The sequence below is a fragment of the Sphingomonas sp. BE138 genome (assembly GCF_031456125.1).
Classification (GTDB): Bacteria; Pseudomonadota; Alphaproteobacteria; order Sphingomonadales; family Sphingomonadaceae; genus Sphingomonas.
Genome location: NZ_JAVDUC010000003.1, coordinates 112,734 through 127,220, shown reverse-complemented (window position 1 = coordinate 127,220; position 14,487 = coordinate 112,734). Strand labels below are relative to the sequence as shown.

The following is a 14,487-nucleotide window of genomic DNA, read 5'->3' as shown; positions in this document are numbered from 1 at the left end:
AACTCTCCCCTTGTCGGCCGCGCTCAGCGCAGGCTGTCGATTTCCTTGGCGAGCGACGAATTGCGGCTGGTGTAGTGAAGCTCGATGTCGGCGAGGCGGCGGTCCAGGTCGCGGAACTTGGCGCGCACCTCGGCGGTCGAGCGGGTCGGGTTGGCGCGGACGCCCTGCCAGAACTTCTGGTCGGCGCGATCCTGGTAGAGGTTGAGCGGCTTGGGCTCCGCCATCCACGCGATCAGCCAGTAGGCGATCAGCGTCCACGGAAACCCGCCGGCCAGCGTCAGCAGGATCATCGCGATGCGGACCCACATTACCTCGATGCCGGTATAGTCGGCGATCCCGGAGCAGACACCCTTCCACTTGGCGTCCTGCTTATCGAGATAGAATTTCGTGCGGCTGTCGGACATCAGTTCCTCCGCTGCGAAGACGGTTGGTCGAGGCGATAGTCGGGCGTCGAGCGATAGTCGCCGATGCCGGGGCGGAAATCGGGGTTGTCGGCGGCGACGATCCGCTCGACCGTGGTGACGCGATCCTCGAGCCGACGGGCGAGATTGTACATCTCGTCGAGCAACTGCTCGTCCTCTCCCGTCATCTTCGGCGCGGTCTTCCACTTGGTAACATAGTGCAGGATCAGCCACGGCAGCCCGATGAGGAAGGCCAGAATGGCGATGAAGCCGTTGAAATCCATACTCAACCCTCCTTGTTCATGCGCTTCTTGAGCGCCTCGAGCTCGGCGTCGATCTTGTCGCTCGACCGCAGCTCGTTGAATTCATCCTCCAGTGTACGCGGCGTGAGGCCCATCGCCTCGGCACGCCCTTCTGCCTCGTCGGCGCGACGCTCGAGCGTCTCGAAGCGGCTGAACGCCTCGTGGGTGCGTGGGCCGTTCCACATCTCGCGCAGGCGCGCCTTGGTATTGGCGCTCTCCAGCCGCGTCGCGATCGCGTTCTGCTTGGCGCGCGCCTCGCGCAGCTTGCTCTGAAGCTTGGCGATATCCTCTTCCGAGGATCGCAGCGCATTCTCCAGCCCCGCTACCTCCTCGCTCAGCTGCGCGCCCATGTCGGCGGCCTTGCGGCGCTCGACCAATGCGGCCTTGGCGAGGTCCTCGCGGTTCTTGGATAGCGCCAGCTCGGCCTTTTCGGTCCAGCTGGCCTCCAGTTCCGCCAGCTTGGCGATATGGCGGCGCAACTCCTTCTGGTCGGCGATGGTGCGGGCCGCGGAGGCGCGCACCTCGACCAGCGTATCTTCCATTTCCGCGATAATGATGCGGACCATCTTGGCGGGATCGTCCGCACGGTCGAGCAACTCGGCCATATTGGCGGCGACGATGTCGCGAGTGCGGGAGAAAATGCCCATTCGATACGGACTCCTTGGGTATTCACGCCATCCTAGCGGATCGGACGGGGTACGGGGAGGGTCTGTTCCCGCACCCCGCCCGCCGCTCACGCCAGGGCGCGGGCGGAAGTGATCGGGGTCGTCGCCAGCGACGTCGCCGGACCGACGGCGCCGAGCACCATGGTGGCGCTGACGAGGACGGTGAGGGCGAGGGCGGCGATCTTGCTGGTGACGGTGGTGGTCATGGTGGAAACTCCCTGAAAGCGTTGTTGCCCGAAGCTTTGCACGGCCCGTGCCAAATGCTTTCGGTCGCTGAAAACCGCGGATTTCCGCCATTTAGGCGCGAATAGGAAAAACCGGTGGTTGCCATCGTCTGGTGAAATGCGCCAATCGTTGGCGCATGAAGCGCAGTACGCAGGTGATCGGTCAGTCGGGCGTCTTCCTCGACGCGCTGGAGCGCGCCAGCCGCGCCGCCGCGCTCGATCGCCCGGTGCTGGTGATCGGCGAGCGCGGGACCGGCAAGGAACTGGTCGCCGAGCGGCTGCACCACCTCAGCCCGCGCTGGGATCAGCCGCTGGTGACGATGAACTGCGCCGCGCTGCCGGAGACATTGATCGAGGCGGAATTGTTCGGGCACGAGGCGGGCGCGTTCACCGGCGCGACCAAGGCGCGGGCGGGGCGGTTCGAGGAGGCGGACGGCGGCACGCTGTTCCTCGACGAGCTCGGGACGCTGTCGATGGGCGCGCAGGAGCGGCTGCTGCGCGCGGTGGAATATGGCGAGGTGACGCGGATCGGTGCGTCGCGCCCCTTGCGCGTCGATGTGCGGATCGTGGCGGCGACCAACGAGCATCTGCCCGACCGCGTCGATGCCAACACCTTCCGCGCCGACCTGCTCGACCGGCTCTGCTTCGAGGTCGTGACGTTGCCGCCGCTGCGCGCGCGCAAGAGCGATATCCCGGTGCTCGCCGATTTCTTCGGGCGGCGCATGTCGTCGGAACTGGGGCGCGGCGAATGGGCCGGGTTCACGCCCGAGATCGAGCAGGAGATGCGCGACTACAGCTGGCCCGGCAACGTGCGCGAGTTGCGCAACGTGGTCGAGCGCGCGGTGTACCGCTGGGAACGGCCGGGGGCGGTGGGCGCGATCGAGTTCGATCCGTTCGCCTCGCCCTATCGCCCGTCGGGGGCGAACGGCAAGCGGTCGACCCCGGTGCCGACACCGGCACCGGCACCGGCGAGCGCATCCGCCGAGGAGGACGAGGAAGTCGCTGCCTGCGAGGTCGGGCCGTCCGACTTCAAGAGCCGCGTCGCCTTGTTCGAGCGCGAGTTGCTGACCAAGTCGCTGGCCGAGCATCGTTTCAACCAGCGCGCGACCGCCGAGGCGCTGGGCCTGAGCTACGACCAGCTGCGTCACGCGCTTCGGCGGCACGACCTGATCGGAGCGGTTGCGTAACGAGCGTCCGGGAGCCATTTGGGGCGCATCGCGTTGCCGACGCGAACCTTGAGGAGGATTTCATGGCTTTCGAACTGCCGCCGCTGCCCTATGCCTATGACGCGCTGGAGCCGGTGATCTCCAAGGAGACGATGACCTTCCACCACGACAAGCACCACGCCGCCTATACCAACAAGCTGAACGAAGGCGTCGCCGCCGATCCGTCGCTGGAAGGCGCGTCGATCGAGGACATCCTGGCGCGCGTCTCGTCGCTGCCGCCGCTGATCCGCAACAATGGCGGCGGGTATTGGAACCACGATTTCTTCTGGAAGATCATGGGGCCCAAGGGTTCTACGCAGCCATCGGGCAAGCTGGCCGAGGCGATCGATGCCTATGGCGGCCTCGAAAAGCTGAAGGAAGACTTCAACGGCAAGGGCGCCGGGCAGTTCGGTTCGGGCTGGGCGTGGGTGATCGCGGATGAATCGGGTGCGCTGAAGGTCACCTCGACGCCGAACCAGGACAATCCGTTGATGGACGATGCCAAGGAGAAGGGCACGCCGATCCTAGGCAATGACGTGTGGGAGCACGCCTATTACCTCACCTACATGAACGACCGGCCGGGCTATCTGAAGGCGTGGTGGGACGTCGTGAACTGGGACGAGGCCGGGCGCCGGTACGACGCCGCCGTCGGCTGAGCCGCGCCGACATACGGACGAAGGAGGCCCGGGGGCGACCCGGGCCTTTCTTTTTTTGGGTCAGCGTGGCGGCTGCGGGGCGAGCTGCCGCGTGGCGTCGCATCCCGATATCCAACTTTTGATTGTAATGTTACATTATCACCTTAACAGGTCCGGCTTGCGGAGCGACGACACTGACGCCATCGCTTCGCCAGGCAAAAGGGAAACATCATCGTGCGTTCTTCATCGCGCGCCGCCGCGCTGGTCGGTGTTCTGCCTCTCGCGCTCGCCTTGTCGATGACGCCGGCTCCGGCCCTTGCCGAGGACGAGCCGCCGCAGGAGCATGACGACATCACGGTCGAGGGCGTGCGCCAGCCGTATCGCGGCGACTTCAAGCTGCGCGAGATTCCACAGGCGATCACGACCATCGATGCCGGCACGCTGCGCGAGAACAATATCCTGCGGCTGACCGACGCGCTCGACCTGAACGCCTCAGTCGCGCGGCAGAACACGCTAGGCGGCTTGTGGGACAGTTTCGCGGTGCGCGGGTTCGCGGGCGACGAGAACCTCCCGAGCGGTTATCTGGTCAACGGCTTCAACGCCGGGCGCGGGTTCAGCGGGCAGCGCGATGTCGCCGGGATCGAGCGGGTCGAGGTGCTGAAGGGGCCGGCGGCGGCGGTGCTGGGGCGCGGAGAGCCGGGCGGGTCGATCAACCTGGTCACCAAACAGGCCGAGCTGGGCCGCACGTTCGGCAGCGCGAGCCTGCAATATCGCAGCTTCGACACGGTGCGGGCCGAGGGCGACGCGAACGTCGCGCTGACCGGCAACGTGACCGCACGGCTGATCGGCTATGCCGAGTCCGGCGACACGTTCCGCGACACCATCCACCAGCGGCGGTGGGGGTTCCTGCCGTCGATTGCGTGGGGGATCGGGGCGAACACGCGCGTCATCTACGATCTGGAATGGACGCGCGTGGCGGTGCCGTTCGATCGCGGGATCGTGGTGCTCGGCGAGAATTTCCGCACCGTCCCGCGGTCGCGCTTTCTCGGCGAGCCGGGCGACGGTGACACCGTGGCGCGCGCGCTTGGCCATCAACTGCGCCTGCAACACGACTTCGGCGGCGGATGGAGCCTGCTGGTGGGGGCGAGCCACCGCGACACGCGGCTGACCGGCGCGTCGTCGGACGCCGAAACCGCGGTGGCGCGGCAGAAGCTGTTCCTCGACGGTCGCACGCTGTCGCGGCAGCGGCGGACGCGGCGCTACGAATCGGCGCATAGCGTGGTGCGGGCGGAAATCGCGGGCGAGTTCGCGACCGGCGGCCTGCGGCACCGCGTGCTGATCGGCGCCGACGGCGACTATTTCGACACCGACCAGTATTTCACGCGCTTCCGCGGCCCGGTGGTGACGGCCGCCACCACCGATCGGCAAAGCTATGCGATCGACATCCTCGACCCGGTCTACGGGCGTTGGCCGGCCCCGGCCGGGGTGCCGATCACCAACCGGCTCGACGTGCAGCGCGCGCTGGGCGCCTATGTGCAGGACCAGATCAGCATCACCGACCGGCTTCAGGTTCGCGTCGGCGGGCGCTACGACGACTTTCTCCTGCGCGTCGAGGACCGGCTGCTGAACAAGCTGGGGCGGCGACGCACCGGGCGCTTCAACCCGCAGGCGGGGATCGTCTACCAAGTCAGCGATCCGTTGTCGGTCTACGCCGCTTATGGACAGGGCTTCCGCGCCAATATAGGCGCGGACGCACGCGGAACGGTGTTCGATCCCGAGACGAGCACATCGGTGGAGGCGGGCGTGAAGCTGACCGCGTTCGGCGGCCGGCTGAACGGGACGCTGGCGGTCTATCAGCTCGAGAAGTCGAACGTCCTGGCGACCGACACCGCGAACCCCGGCTTCTCGGTCGCGATCGGCAAGGCCCGCAGCCGCGGGGTGGAGTTGGACGTCAACGGACAGCTGCCCGGGCGCGTCGACGTGCTGCTGAGCTATGCCTATACCGATGCGGAAGCGCGGTCGCGGGTGCTCGATCCCAATTTCTCGTTCCAGATCCTGCCGGGCGACCGGCTGATCAACATTCCCGACCATAACCTCAACGTCCAGCTCGCCAAGCACATGACGTTCGGCACGCGCGAGGCGCTGCTGGGGGCGGGCGTGCACTATGTCGGCGAGCGCAGCGGGCAGACCGGCACCGCCTTCGAGCTGCCGGGCTATACGCTGGCGCGCATCTTCGGCGAGGTCGACCTGACCCGCGAGGTGACGCTGTTCGGGTCGGTCAGCAACCTGTTCGACACGCGATGGTACGCCAACAGCTATCTGGCGCTGTGGGTGCAGCCGGGCGCGCCGCGTACCGCCACGATCGGGGTGCGCGCGCGCTTCTGACCGGCGGTGCGGCAACCATGGCGTGATGAGATCATTGTGTGACCTGACGGCCCGCACGGGGCCCGGGAGATCGCCCATGATGTCGTCAGCCGTCGCCCCGCGGCGCGTCAACCCGGTGCACGGGCTGCTGCTCGCCTTCCCGGTCGCGCTGTTTCCGGCCGCGCTGGCCGCCGATGCCACCTATCTGGGCAGTGCCGAGATGCAATGGTCGAACATGGCGGCGTGGGCGATCACCGGCGCGCTGGTGATCGGCGCGCCGGCGCTGGCGTGGAGCGTGGTCGACGCGCTGCGGCGGCGGGCGGCATGGCTCTATCCGCTCCTGCTGGCGCTCGCATGGGTGGCGGGGCTGGTCAACGCGTTCCACCATAGCCAGGACGCCTGGGCGTCGGTCGGGGTCGGGGGGCTGCTGCTGTCGCTGGTATCGACCGGTGCGGTGCTGGCCGCGGGATGGTTCGCCTTTGCCGGCCCTGCGGTGCGCGCGGAGGCGGTGCGATGATCCGCGCGGCCGCCTCGCTCGCCGTGCTGGCGCTGCTCGCCGCGTGCGGCAGCCAGCCGCAAGACGTGCGCCAGACCGGCGCGAACCCGCAACTGCCCGACCAGCAGCACTCGCTGGTGCCGGCGATGAAGATCGCCAAGCCCTCGGCGTGGGGCGATGCCAGGCCGACCGTCCCGGCGGGGTTCAGCATCATGGCGGTGGCGACCGACCTGAAGGTGCCGCGCCAGATGCTGCTGCTCCCCACCGGCGACCTGCTGGTGGCGGAGGGCAAGGGCGGGCACGCGCCCAAGCTGCGCCCCAAGGACGTGATCGCGGGCTATATCAAGAGCGTCGGTACCACCAGCGTGAAGGGCGGCGACCGCATCACATTGCTGCGCGACGCCGATGGCGACGGTCGACCGGAGCTGCGCACCGTCTTCATCGACAAGCTCGACGCACCGTACGGGATGGCGCTGGTCGGCAACGAGCTGTTCGTCGCAGAACAGGGCTCGCTCAAGCGCTTCGCCTATGTGCCCGGCGCCACCAGCATCACGACGCCGGCGTGGGAGGTGACCAAGCTGCCGGCGCGGATCAACCATCACTGGACCAAGTCGCTGGCGGCGAGCGCGGATGGGTCGAAGCTGTACGTCGGGATCGGATCGAACAGCAACGTCGGCGAACGCGGGATGGAGGTGGAGCAGGACCGCGCGGTGGTGTGGGAGATCGACCGGCAGACCGGCGCCCACCGCGCGATCGCGACCGGCATCCGCAATCCGACCGCGCTGGCGATCGAGCCGACCACCAACGCACTGTGGAGCGTGGTCAACGAGCGCGACGAACTGGGGCCGCGGCTGGTGCCCGATTACCTGACGCAGGTGCGCGACGGGGCGTTCTACGGCTGGCCCTATAGCTACTACGGGCGCAACGTCGACGCGCGCGCGCATCCGCAGCGCCCCGATCTGGTCGCGCAGGCGGTGGTGCCCGACTATGCGCTCGGTTCGCATGTCGCGGCGCTGGGGCTGTCGTTCGTGACCGGCGGCGGCTGGGGCGGCGCGTTCAGCGAGGGCGCGTTCGTCGGCGAACATGGCAGCTGGAACCGGCAGGACCTCGCCGGCTACAAGGTGGCGTGGGTACCGTTTGCGGGCGGGCGTCCGGCGGGGCAGCCGCGCGATGTCGTTACCGGCTTCATCGGCCCGGACGGCAAGGCGCGGGGGCGGCCGGTGGGCGTGCTCTACGACGCGCCGCGACGCGCGCTCTACGTCGCCGACGACCTGTCGAACACGGTCTGGCGGGTAACGCCGACCGTGGCCACCGCCGCCGCAGCGGCGGCGCGCCCGCGTGGCTAGGCGGATCGCGGCGGCATTGCTCCTGATCCTGGAGCCGTCCGCCGCGGCGGCGCAGGACGCACCGACGATCGACACCGAGGACGCGAGCCTGGGCGCGGTGGCGGCCGGCGCGGGGCGTTTCCATCCATTGGTGACGGTCGATGTGCGCAACGGCGACTTCGCGCGCGGCGGGTATGACGACGATGCCGCCAATCTCGACCGCGTGCCGGTGCATGTGCAGGCCGGCTTCGCCCGGGAGCTGCACCGCAATGCGAGGGGAGAGGCAGACCGCTGGCTGGTGGCGAGCAGTTCCAATGGCTTGCACGCGCCCGCCAGTGCCGAGCGTGCGTCGCCGCGGAGCTGGTATGAAAGCAACAACCTGGTCGGACTGGTCGCGTCGGTCGGCGGCGGGGTGCGCCTGGGGGCGGCCTATGCGATCAAGGCGAGCCCGAACGGGATTTCCGCTACCACGCACGAGGCGAGCCTGACTGCGTCGCTGGACGGTGACAGCGGCCTTGCGGCGCTCCATCCGGGGGCCGTGGTGACGCGGCGGACGCAAGGCGACGGCGGCGTGTTCACGCAGGCGAGCATGTCGCCCGAATTGGGGCTGGGAAGCGGGGCGACATTGTCGTTCCCGGCGCTGATCGGTGTCGGGTGGGGCGGGTTTTATCAGAAGGGTACGGGCACGGTGTCCTATGGGAGCGCGGGGTTGGCGTTGACCCGGCCGTTCGACGCCGGCGGCGCGACGTGGCGTCTGCGCGCCGAGGTGCTCGCGGTGGTGCGCGACGATACGCTGCGGCGGCTGGGCACCCTGGACGCGGAGACGGCGACCGTCGTTCCGCTGGCGACGGTCAGCCTGGCGCTGGCGATGTAGGATGTGGCGAGGGCGTGCGGCGGGCACGTGGTTCGACAGGCATTGCACGAAGGGTGCATCAGGACCCTGACGCGGCGTCAGCCCTCCGGCGGGATCGGCGGGGTTTCGTCGCCGAGCACGAGTCCGTGGCGCATCAGCATCGGCACGTTGGCGATCGCAAACAGCATCGTGGCGGGGATGACGACCCACACCTTGTAGATCGCCCACAGATCCCACCCGCGCTGCGGCCCGACCGCGACCGCGGCGCCGCGCCAGACGGCTTCGTTGAGGATCGCCATGATCGCGAAGAACCACACCCAGTTGAGAGTCAGCCGCCGCCAGCCGCTCTCGCGCAGGCCGGGATAGCTGCTCTCCATCAACTGCTGGAGCAGCGGGCGGCCCGTCGCGAGGCCGAAACCGAGGACGGCGGCGAGCAGGGCATAGACGATCGTCGGCTTCATCTGGATGAAGCGGGGGTCGCGGAAGTACATGGTCAGGCCGCCGAACACGATCACCAGCCCGGCGGAGATCAGCAGCATCGGCGGCACGCGCCCCAGTTTCACGCGCGCGATGACCAGCGCGACACCGCTGGCGAGGACGAAGACCGCGGTCGCCAGGATGACGCGCGCGAGCAGCAGCGCCTCGACCTGCTTCAGGGTCGACAGCATCGGGGTGACGTGCGCGACGATCCGGCGCGCGACCTCGGCGGGGACGAGGAAGTTGGCGGCGAAGAACAGCGCCAGCGGGCCGTAGTCGACCAGCGCGCGGACGCCGCCGTTGCCCTCGGGCCTGGTTTCGCGGGCGGTGGCGGTCACCGGCGCTTCCCCGCGTCGACGCCAGCGATGATGCGGCTGACCTCGTGGGCATCGAAGGGGCGCAGGTCGTCCATCTGCTCGCCGACGCCGATCGCGTGGATCGGCAGGCCGTAGCGCTCGGCCGCCGCCACCAGCACGCCGCCGCGTGCGGTGCCGTCCAGCTTGGTCATGACCAGCCCGGTGACGCCCGCCACCTCCTTGAACACCTCGATCTGGCTGAGCGCGTTCTGGCCGGTGGTGGCGTCGAGGACCAGCAGGACGTCGTGCGGCGCGGCGGGGTTGAGGCGGCCGAGCACGCGGCGGATCTTGGCCAGTTCGTCCATCAGTTCGCGTTTGTTCTGGAGGCGGCCGGCCGTATCGACGATCAGCACGTCGGTACCGATCGCGGTCGCCTGCTTCACCGCGTCCCAGACGATGCCGGCGGCGTCGCCGCCCTCCGGGCCGGTGACGATCGGCACGCCGATCCGCTCCGCCCAGGTCTTCAGCTGGCCGATGGCGGCGGCGCGGAACGTGTCGCCCGCCGCCAGCATCACCGCATAATCCTGTTCGAGGAACAGGTGCGCCAGCTTGGCGATGGTGGTGGTCTTGCCCGAGCCGTTGACGCCGATGACCAGGATCACCTGCGGACGCGGGAAGGCGTCGATCCCGATCGGCCTGGCGACCTGCGCCAGCACCTTTTCGACCTCCTCGGCGACGACGAGGCGGATGCCCAGCTCCTCCATGTTGCGCTCGAACGTGCCCTCGGCCAGCCGGCCGCGCACCTTCGCGGCGGTGGCGGGGCCGAGATCGGAGGCGATCAGCGCTTCCTCGACGGTGTCGAGCGTATCCTCGTCGAGCCGCGCGCCGCCCAGACCGGCGAGGTTGCCGACCAGCCGGTCGGAGGTGCGGCGGAAACCGCCCAGCAGCTTGTCGTGCCAGCTCGTGCTCATGCGATATGTCCGGTCAGATGGTCGGGGGCGGCGGCGGTGACGGTCACTGCGACCACGCTGCCGACGGGAGCGGGGAAAGCCAGGCGGACCGCCGCGAAATCGGGGGCATGGCCGCGGTCGCCGGGCTTTTCGACCAGCACGCGCTGCACGGTGCCGACCTGTGCCGAGAGGCGGGCGGCGAGGCGCCTGGCCGATGCCGCGCGTAGCGCGACGGCGCGGTCGCGCGCGACCGCCGGCGTGACCTGCGGCATCCGCGCGGCAGGGGTGCCGGTGCGCGGCGAATAGGGGAAGACGTGCGCGTGGGCGATATCGGCATCGTCGACCAGTGCGAGCGTGTTGGCGAACATCGCGGCATCCTCGGTCGGGAAGCCGGCGATCAGGTCCGCGCCGATCGCGACGTCGCGGGCCGCCTTCAACCGCTCGACCAGCCGCAGCACGTCGACGCGCGCATGACGGCGGCGCATCCGCTTCAGGATCATGTCGTCGCCCGCCTGCACGGAAAGGTGAACGTGCGGCATGACCCGCGGCTCCTGCGTGAGGAGCGCGAACAGCCGGTCGTCGATCGCAGCCGGATCGAGCGAGGACAGGCGCAGGCGTTCGAGGCGGGGTACCGCGGTCAGCAAGCGCTCGACCAGCGCGCCGAGCCGCGCGCCGCGATCGTCGTAGCTGGCGAGATCGACGCCGCTCAGCACCACCTCGCGCTGGCCGCTTTCGACCAGCGCCGCGACGCGCGGGATCACGTCGGCGATCGGTTCCGCACGGTTGCGGCCGCGGCCCTGCGGGATCGCGCAGAAGGTGCAATGATGGTCGCAGCCATTCTGGACGCCCACGAAGGCGCGCGTCTGCGGCACGGGGCGCGGCGCGTTGGGGCGGGCACCCCAGGTGGCAGGAAGCAGCTTGGCGGCGTTGCCGATCACGCGATCGACCTCCGGCATCGCGGCGAACGCGTCGCGATCCATCTCCGACGCGCAGCCGGTCACGATCAGTTCCGCATCGGGCCGCGCGCGACGCAGCCGGCGGATCGCGGCGCGGGTGTCCTTCACCGCCTGATTGGTGACGCCGCAGCCGTTCACCACCACCTGCCCGCGACCCGCCATCTGGCGGATCGCCGCGCTTTCGGCGATGTTGAGACGACAGCCGAGCGTCACGACCTCGGGCTGGTGGGATAACGACATGAGGCGCGATCTAGGCATGACCGAGGGTGAAGTCGACTCCGCGACGAACGAAGTGCTCGACTTCTGGTTCGCCCTGACCAGCGAGCAGCAGTTCGCGAAGGACGACGCGCTGGACGCGCAGATCGCCACGCGCTTCGGGGCACTGCGGGAGCGGGTCCTGGCGACGGGCGCGGCGGGATGGCGCGACGAGCCGCGACACCTGCTGGCGGCGGTGATCGTGCTCGACCAGTTTTCGCGCAACCTGTTGCGGGGCGAGGCGGCGGCGTTCGCAGCGGACTCGCTGGCGCGCGCGCTGACGGAGGAAGCGATCGCGCGCGGGTGGGATGCGGAGTTGGCGAAGGAGGAGCGGGTGTTCCTCTATATGCCGCTGATGCACGCAGAGGATGGCGCCGGGCAGGCGCGGAGCGTGGCGATGTTCGAGGCGCTGGGGATCGAGGAGAACATCAAGTTCGCGCGCGATCATGCGGAGGTGTTTGCGCGATTTGGGCGGTTTCCGTCGCGCAATGCGGCACTGGGGCGGGAGACGACGGACGAGGAGCGGAGCTATCTGGAAGCGGGTGGGGGCTGGTAGCCAGCCCTCCATCATTCCCGCGGAGACGGGAATCCATGACCTCTGACGTTGCGGTGCCAGCGAAAACCTGCGCGTCTGGATCCCCGCCTGCGCGGGAATGACGGTCGTCGCCGGGATCGGGCTTGCTCCCTCCGCCACATTCCGCTATCGCGCCAGCCAAGTTCCGTTGGGAACGCGAAGGATCACGCGTCCATGTGGCGCACGCTGGCCGGCGAGGTTTCGCCCGCCGGCGTATTTTGCGTTTCGGCGGGTGAAAGGAGTTTCGATGTTCGATAGCCTCAGCGATCGTCTTGGCGGCGTGTTCGACCGGCTGCGGGGGCGTGGCGCGCTCACCGAGGCGGACGTGCGCCAGGCGATGCGCGAGGTGCGCGTCGCGCTGCTGGAGGCGGACGTGGCGCTGCCGGTCGCCCGCCAGTTCGTCGACGAGGTGACCGAGGAAGCGATCGGGCAGAACGTGCTGCGCTCGGTCACGCCGGGGCAGCAGGTCGTCAAGATCGTCAACGACGCGCTCGTGCGGATGCTGGGTGGCGACGATCCAGAGGCCGCCGAGCTGAACCTGGCGGTGACCCCGCCGGCGATCGTGATGATGGTCGGGCTTCAGGGCTCGGGCAAGACGACGACGACGGCGAAGATCGCCAAGCGACTGTCGTCGAGCTCGATGACCGGGCGGTCGGCCAAGAAGGTGCTGATGGCGTCGCTCGACGTCAATCGCCCGGCGGCGCAGGAGCAGCTGGCGACGCTCGGCACGCAGGTCGAGGTCGCGACGCTGCCGATCATCGCCGGGCAGCAGCCGGTGGACATCGCGCGCCGCGCGGTGCAGGCGGCGAAGCTGCAGGGCTTCGACGTGCTGATGCTCGACACCGCGGGCCGTCTGCACGTCGACCAGGCGTTGATGGACGAGATGAAGGCGGTCGCCGACGTCGCGAAGCCGCAGGAGATCCTGCTGGTCGTCGACTCGCTGACCGGGCAGGACGCGGTCAACGTCGCGACAAACTTCGCCGAACAGGTGCCGCTGACCGGCGTGGTGCTGACCCGCATGGACGGCGATGCGCGCGGCGGCGCGGCGCTGTCGATGCGCGCGGTCACCGGCAAGCCGATCAAGTTCGCGGGCGTCGGCGAAAAGCTGGATCAGCTGGAGGCGTTCCACCCCAGCCGTGTCGCCGGGCGCATCCTGGGGATGGGCGACGTCGTCTCGCTGGTCGAGCGCGCGGCGGAGTCGATCCAGCAGGAAGACGCCGAGCGGATGGCGAACCGGCTCGCCAAGGGCCAGTTCGACATGAACGACCTGCGCAGCCAGCTCGCCCAGATGAAGCGGATGGGCGGCCTGGGTGCGCTGGCGGGGATGCTGCCGGGCATGAAGAAGGCGCAGGCCGCGATGGAGGCGACGCCGGGCAGCGACAAGATGCTGGTGCATCTCGACGCGATGATCGGATCGATGACCGTCAAGGAACGCGCCAAGCCCGAGCTGATCAACGCCAAGCGCAAGATCCGTATCGCCAAGGGATCCGGCACCACGGTGCAGGAGGTCAACAAGCTCCTGAAGATGCATCAGGAAATGTCGACCGCCATGAAGAAGATCAAGAAGATGGGCGGCCTGAAGGGCATGATGGCGATGCTCGGCAAGGGCGGGCTCGGCGGCCTGGGCAACGCCATCGGCGGGGCCGACATGGGCGACATGATGGGCAAGCTGGGCGGGCCGGGCGGCGGCTTGGGCGGTGGGCTCGGTGGCGGTCCGGGACTCCCCGGTCTGCCCGGCAACCTTCCGGGGGGCCCGGGCGGGTTCAAGTTCAAGAGATAGCGATCGTCGCCCCTGCGGAGGCAGGGGCCCATGTCTCTCCGTGAGCGAGGGGCGCCGATTGTTGACGCAGAGATAGGCCCCTGCCTCCGCAGGGGCGACGGTTTAGAAGGCAAGGAAAGATCAATGGCACTCAGCATTCGCCTGTCGCGTGGCGGCTCGAAGAAGCGTCCCTACTACCGCATCGTCGTGGCCGATGCGCGGTCGCCGCGTGACGGCAAGTTCATCGAGAAGCTGGGCAATTACAACCCGCTGCTCGCCAAGGACGACGAGAAGCGCATCGTGCTCGACGGTGAGCGCGCCAAGCACTGGCTGGCGATGGGTGCGCAGCCGACCGACCGCGTCGCGCGCTTCCTGGATGCGGCCGGCGTGAAGGAGCGTGCGGCCCGCAACAACCCGAAGAAGGCGGAGCCGGGCGAGAAGGCCAAGGAGCGCGCCGAGGAGCGTGCCGAGAAGCAGAAGGCGGCCGAGGAAGCCGCTGCCGAGGCGGCGAACGCCCCGGCTGCCGAGGCCGAAGCGGCCGCCGAGTAAGCATCCGATCACGGTCGTCGTGCGTTGCCGCCGTTCATTCGAACAGGAGAGCGCATGATGACCGCCGATCCCGATCCCCGCACCGCGCCCGAGGACCATGAAGACGCGACCAACGAAGGCGTCTCCGCCAACGATCCCGCCGAAGGGCGCGACGACGCCCCCGACGGAAGCGGCGGCTCGCCAGACGAGTGAGGCTGCGCC

17 protein-coding genes are annotated in these 14,487 nt (G+C 69.0%); 10 read left to right on the top strand and 7 right to left on the bottom strand.

Going from position 1 to position 14,487, the window contains the following annotated elements; genetic code table 11:
* Positions 1 to 23: 23 nt before the first annotated feature.
* From pspC to J2Y58_RS05605, 4 genes are all read right to left on the bottom strand, one after another.
* Complete coding sequence (gene pspC / locus J2Y58_RS05620; RefSeq protein ID WP_310099930.1) at positions 24 to 404, bottom strand: envelope stress response membrane protein PspC; 381 nt, start codon at positions 402 to 404, stop codon at positions 24 to 26.
* Complete coding sequence (pspB, locus tag J2Y58_RS05615; RefSeq protein ID WP_310099927.1) at positions 404 to 685, bottom strand: envelope stress response membrane protein PspB; 282 nt, start codon at positions 683 to 685, stop codon at positions 404 to 406. The genes pspC and pspB overlap by 1 nt, the downstream gene beginning before the upstream one ends.
* Before the next feature lie 2 nt (positions 686 to 687).
* Positions 688 to 1,350, bottom strand: a complete 663-nt coding sequence (pspA, locus tag J2Y58_RS05610) for a phage shock protein PspA (protein ID WP_310099922.1) — start codon at positions 1,348 to 1,350, stop codon at positions 688 to 690.
* Positions 1,351 to 1,436: 86 nt separating this feature from the next.
* Positions 1,437 to 1,574: a hypothetical protein gene (locus J2Y58_RS05605; protein WP_310099919.1), complete on the bottom strand. Its 138-nt coding sequence runs from the start codon at positions 1,572 to 1,574 to the stop codon at positions 1,437 to 1,439.
* Between the two features lie 155 nt (positions 1,575 to 1,729).
* Between J2Y58_RS05605 and pspF the strand changes: the two genes are divergently transcribed.
* The 6 genes from pspF (at position 1,730) to J2Y58_RS05575 (ending at position 8,491) form a co-directional block, all read left to right on the top strand.
* Positions 1,730 to 2,779 (top strand): phage shock protein operon transcriptional activator, encoded by a 1,050-nt coding sequence (gene pspF, locus J2Y58_RS05600; RefSeq protein ID WP_310099917.1) that lies wholly within the window; start codon positions 1,730 to 1,732, stop codon positions 2,777 to 2,779.
* 62 nt (positions 2,780 to 2,841) lie between these two features.
* Positions 2,842 to 3,453, top strand: coding sequence for a superoxide dismutase (locus J2Y58_RS05595; protein ID WP_310099913.1), 612 nt, complete (start codon positions 2,842 to 2,844; stop codon positions 3,451 to 3,453).
* A gap of 276 nt (positions 3,454 to 3,729) precedes the next feature.
* On the top strand, positions 3,730 to 5,817 hold the full coding sequence (locus J2Y58_RS05590) for a TonB-dependent receptor (protein WP_310100627.1): 2,088 nt from the start codon (positions 3,730 to 3,732) through the stop codon (positions 5,815 to 5,817).
* A 76-nt stretch (positions 5,818 to 5,893) separates the two neighbouring features.
* A complete protein-coding gene (locus J2Y58_RS05585) occupies positions 5,894 to 6,313 on the top strand; it encodes a DUF2231 domain-containing protein (protein WP_310099909.1) in 420 nt (139 codons plus the stop codon).
* A complete protein-coding gene (locus tag J2Y58_RS05580; RefSeq protein ID WP_310099906.1) occupies positions 6,310 to 7,638 on the top strand; it encodes a sorbosone dehydrogenase family protein in 1,329 nt (442 codons plus the stop codon). Before J2Y58_RS05585 ends, J2Y58_RS05580 begins: the two co-directional genes overlap by 4 nt.
* The gene (locus tag J2Y58_RS05575) at positions 7,631 to 8,491 is read left to right on the top strand and encodes a hypothetical protein (RefSeq protein ID WP_310099904.1); all 861 of its coding nucleotides are present in this window, start codon (positions 7,631 to 7,633) and stop codon (positions 8,489 to 8,491) included. Before J2Y58_RS05580 ends, J2Y58_RS05575 begins: the two co-directional genes overlap by 8 nt.
* Positions 8,492 to 8,568: 77 nt before the next feature.
* On the opposite strand, the gene J2Y58_RS05570 is transcribed toward J2Y58_RS05575, so the two are convergent.
* The 3 genes from J2Y58_RS05570 to J2Y58_RS05560 are packed head-to-tail and all read right to left on the bottom strand — an operon-like array spanning position 8,569 to position 11,389.
* Positions 8,569 to 9,285, bottom strand: a complete 717-nt coding sequence (locus tag J2Y58_RS05570; protein ID WP_310099901.1) for an inner membrane-spanning protein YciB — start codon at positions 9,283 to 9,285, stop codon at positions 8,569 to 8,571.
* Positions 9,282 to 10,214: a signal recognition particle-docking protein FtsY gene (gene ftsY / locus J2Y58_RS05565; RefSeq protein WP_310099898.1), complete on the bottom strand. Its 933-nt coding sequence runs from the start codon at positions 10,212 to 10,214 to the stop codon at positions 9,282 to 9,284. The genes J2Y58_RS05570 and ftsY overlap by 4 nt, the downstream gene beginning before the upstream one ends.
* A complete protein-coding gene (locus J2Y58_RS05560) occupies positions 10,211 to 11,389 on the bottom strand; it encodes a MiaB/RimO family radical SAM methylthiotransferase (protein WP_310099895.1) in 1,179 nt (392 codons plus the stop codon). Before J2Y58_RS05560 ends, ftsY begins: the two co-directional genes overlap by 4 nt.
* On the opposite strand from J2Y58_RS05560, the gene J2Y58_RS05555 reads away from it, so the two are divergent.
* The 4 genes from J2Y58_RS05555 (at position 11,388) to J2Y58_RS05540 (ending at position 14,478) form a co-directional block, all read left to right on the top strand.
* On the top strand, positions 11,388 to 11,960 hold the full coding sequence (locus J2Y58_RS05555; protein WP_310099893.1) for a DUF924 family protein: 573 nt from the start codon (positions 11,388 to 11,390) through the stop codon (positions 11,958 to 11,960). The genes J2Y58_RS05560 and J2Y58_RS05555 overlap by 2 nt on opposite strands.
* A gap of 265 nt (positions 11,961 to 12,225) precedes the next feature.
* Positions 12,226 to 13,758 (top strand): signal recognition particle protein, encoded by a 1,533-nt coding sequence (gene ffh / locus J2Y58_RS05550; protein ID WP_310099890.1) that lies wholly within the window; start codon positions 12,226 to 12,228, stop codon positions 13,756 to 13,758.
* Positions 13,759 to 13,881: 123 nt separating this feature from the next.
* Entirely contained in the window at positions 13,882 to 14,286 is a 405-nt protein-coding gene (gene rpsP, locus J2Y58_RS05545) for a 30S ribosomal protein S16 (protein WP_310099887.1), read from the top strand.
* A gap of 54 nt (positions 14,287 to 14,340) precedes the next feature.
* On the top strand, positions 14,341 to 14,478 hold the full coding sequence (locus J2Y58_RS05540; protein ID WP_310099884.1) for a hypothetical protein: 138 nt from the start codon (positions 14,341 to 14,343) through the stop codon (positions 14,476 to 14,478).
* Positions 14,479 to 14,487 lie beyond the last annotated feature (9 nt).

Excerpts from the sequence above, each read along its gene's own strand:
- pspF (WP_310099917.1), top strand. The coding sequence starts at position 1,730 with ATGAAGCGCAGTACGCAGGTGATCGGTCAGTCGGGCGTCTTCCTCGAC.
- ffh (WP_310099890.1), top strand. The coding sequence starts at position 12,226 with ATGTTCGATAGCCTCAGCGATCGTCTTGGCGGCGTGTTCGACCGGCTG.
- pspA (WP_310099922.1), bottom strand. The coding sequence starts at position 1,350 with ATGGGCATTTTCTCCCGCACTCGCGACATCGTCGCCGCCAATATGGCC.
- J2Y58_RS05580 (WP_310099906.1), top strand. The coding sequence starts at position 6,310 with ATGATCCGCGCGGCCGCCTCGCTCGCCGTGCTGGCGCTGCTCGCCGCG.
- pspB (WP_310099927.1), bottom strand. The coding sequence starts at position 685 with ATGGATTTCAACGGCTTCATCGCCATTCTGGCCTTCCTCATCGGGCTG.
- pspC (WP_310099930.1), bottom strand. The coding sequence starts at position 404 with ATGTCCGACAGCCGCACGAAATTCTATCTCGATAAGCAGGACGCCAAG.
- J2Y58_RS05590 (WP_310100627.1), top strand. The coding sequence starts at position 3,730 with ATGACGCCGGCTCCGGCCCTTGCCGAGGACGAGCCGCCGCAGGAGCAT.
- J2Y58_RS05595 (WP_310099913.1), top strand. The coding sequence starts at position 2,842 with ATGGCTTTCGAACTGCCGCCGCTGCCCTATGCCTATGACGCGCTGGAG.
- J2Y58_RS05605 (WP_310099919.1), bottom strand. The coding sequence starts at position 1,574 with ATGACCACCACCGTCACCAGCAAGATCGCCGCCCTCGCCCTCACCGTC.
- J2Y58_RS05585 (WP_310099909.1), top strand. The coding sequence starts at position 5,894 with ATGATGTCGTCAGCCGTCGCCCCGCGGCGCGTCAACCCGGTGCACGGG.
- J2Y58_RS05560 (WP_310099895.1), bottom strand. The coding sequence starts at position 11,389 with ATGTCGTTATCCCACCAGCCCGAGGTCGTGACGCTCGGCTGTCGTCTC.
- rpsP (WP_310099887.1), top strand. The coding sequence starts at position 13,882 with ATGGCACTCAGCATTCGCCTGTCGCGTGGCGGCTCGAAGAAGCGTCCC.
- J2Y58_RS05540 (WP_310099884.1), top strand. The coding sequence starts at position 14,341 with ATGATGACCGCCGATCCCGATCCCCGCACCGCGCCCGAGGACCATGAA.
- J2Y58_RS05555 (WP_310099893.1), top strand. The coding sequence starts at position 11,388 with ATGAGGCGCGATCTAGGCATGACCGAGGGTGAAGTCGACTCCGCGACG.
- ftsY (WP_310099898.1), bottom strand. The coding sequence starts at position 10,214 with ATGAGCACGAGCTGGCACGACAAGCTGCTGGGCGGTTTCCGCCGCACC.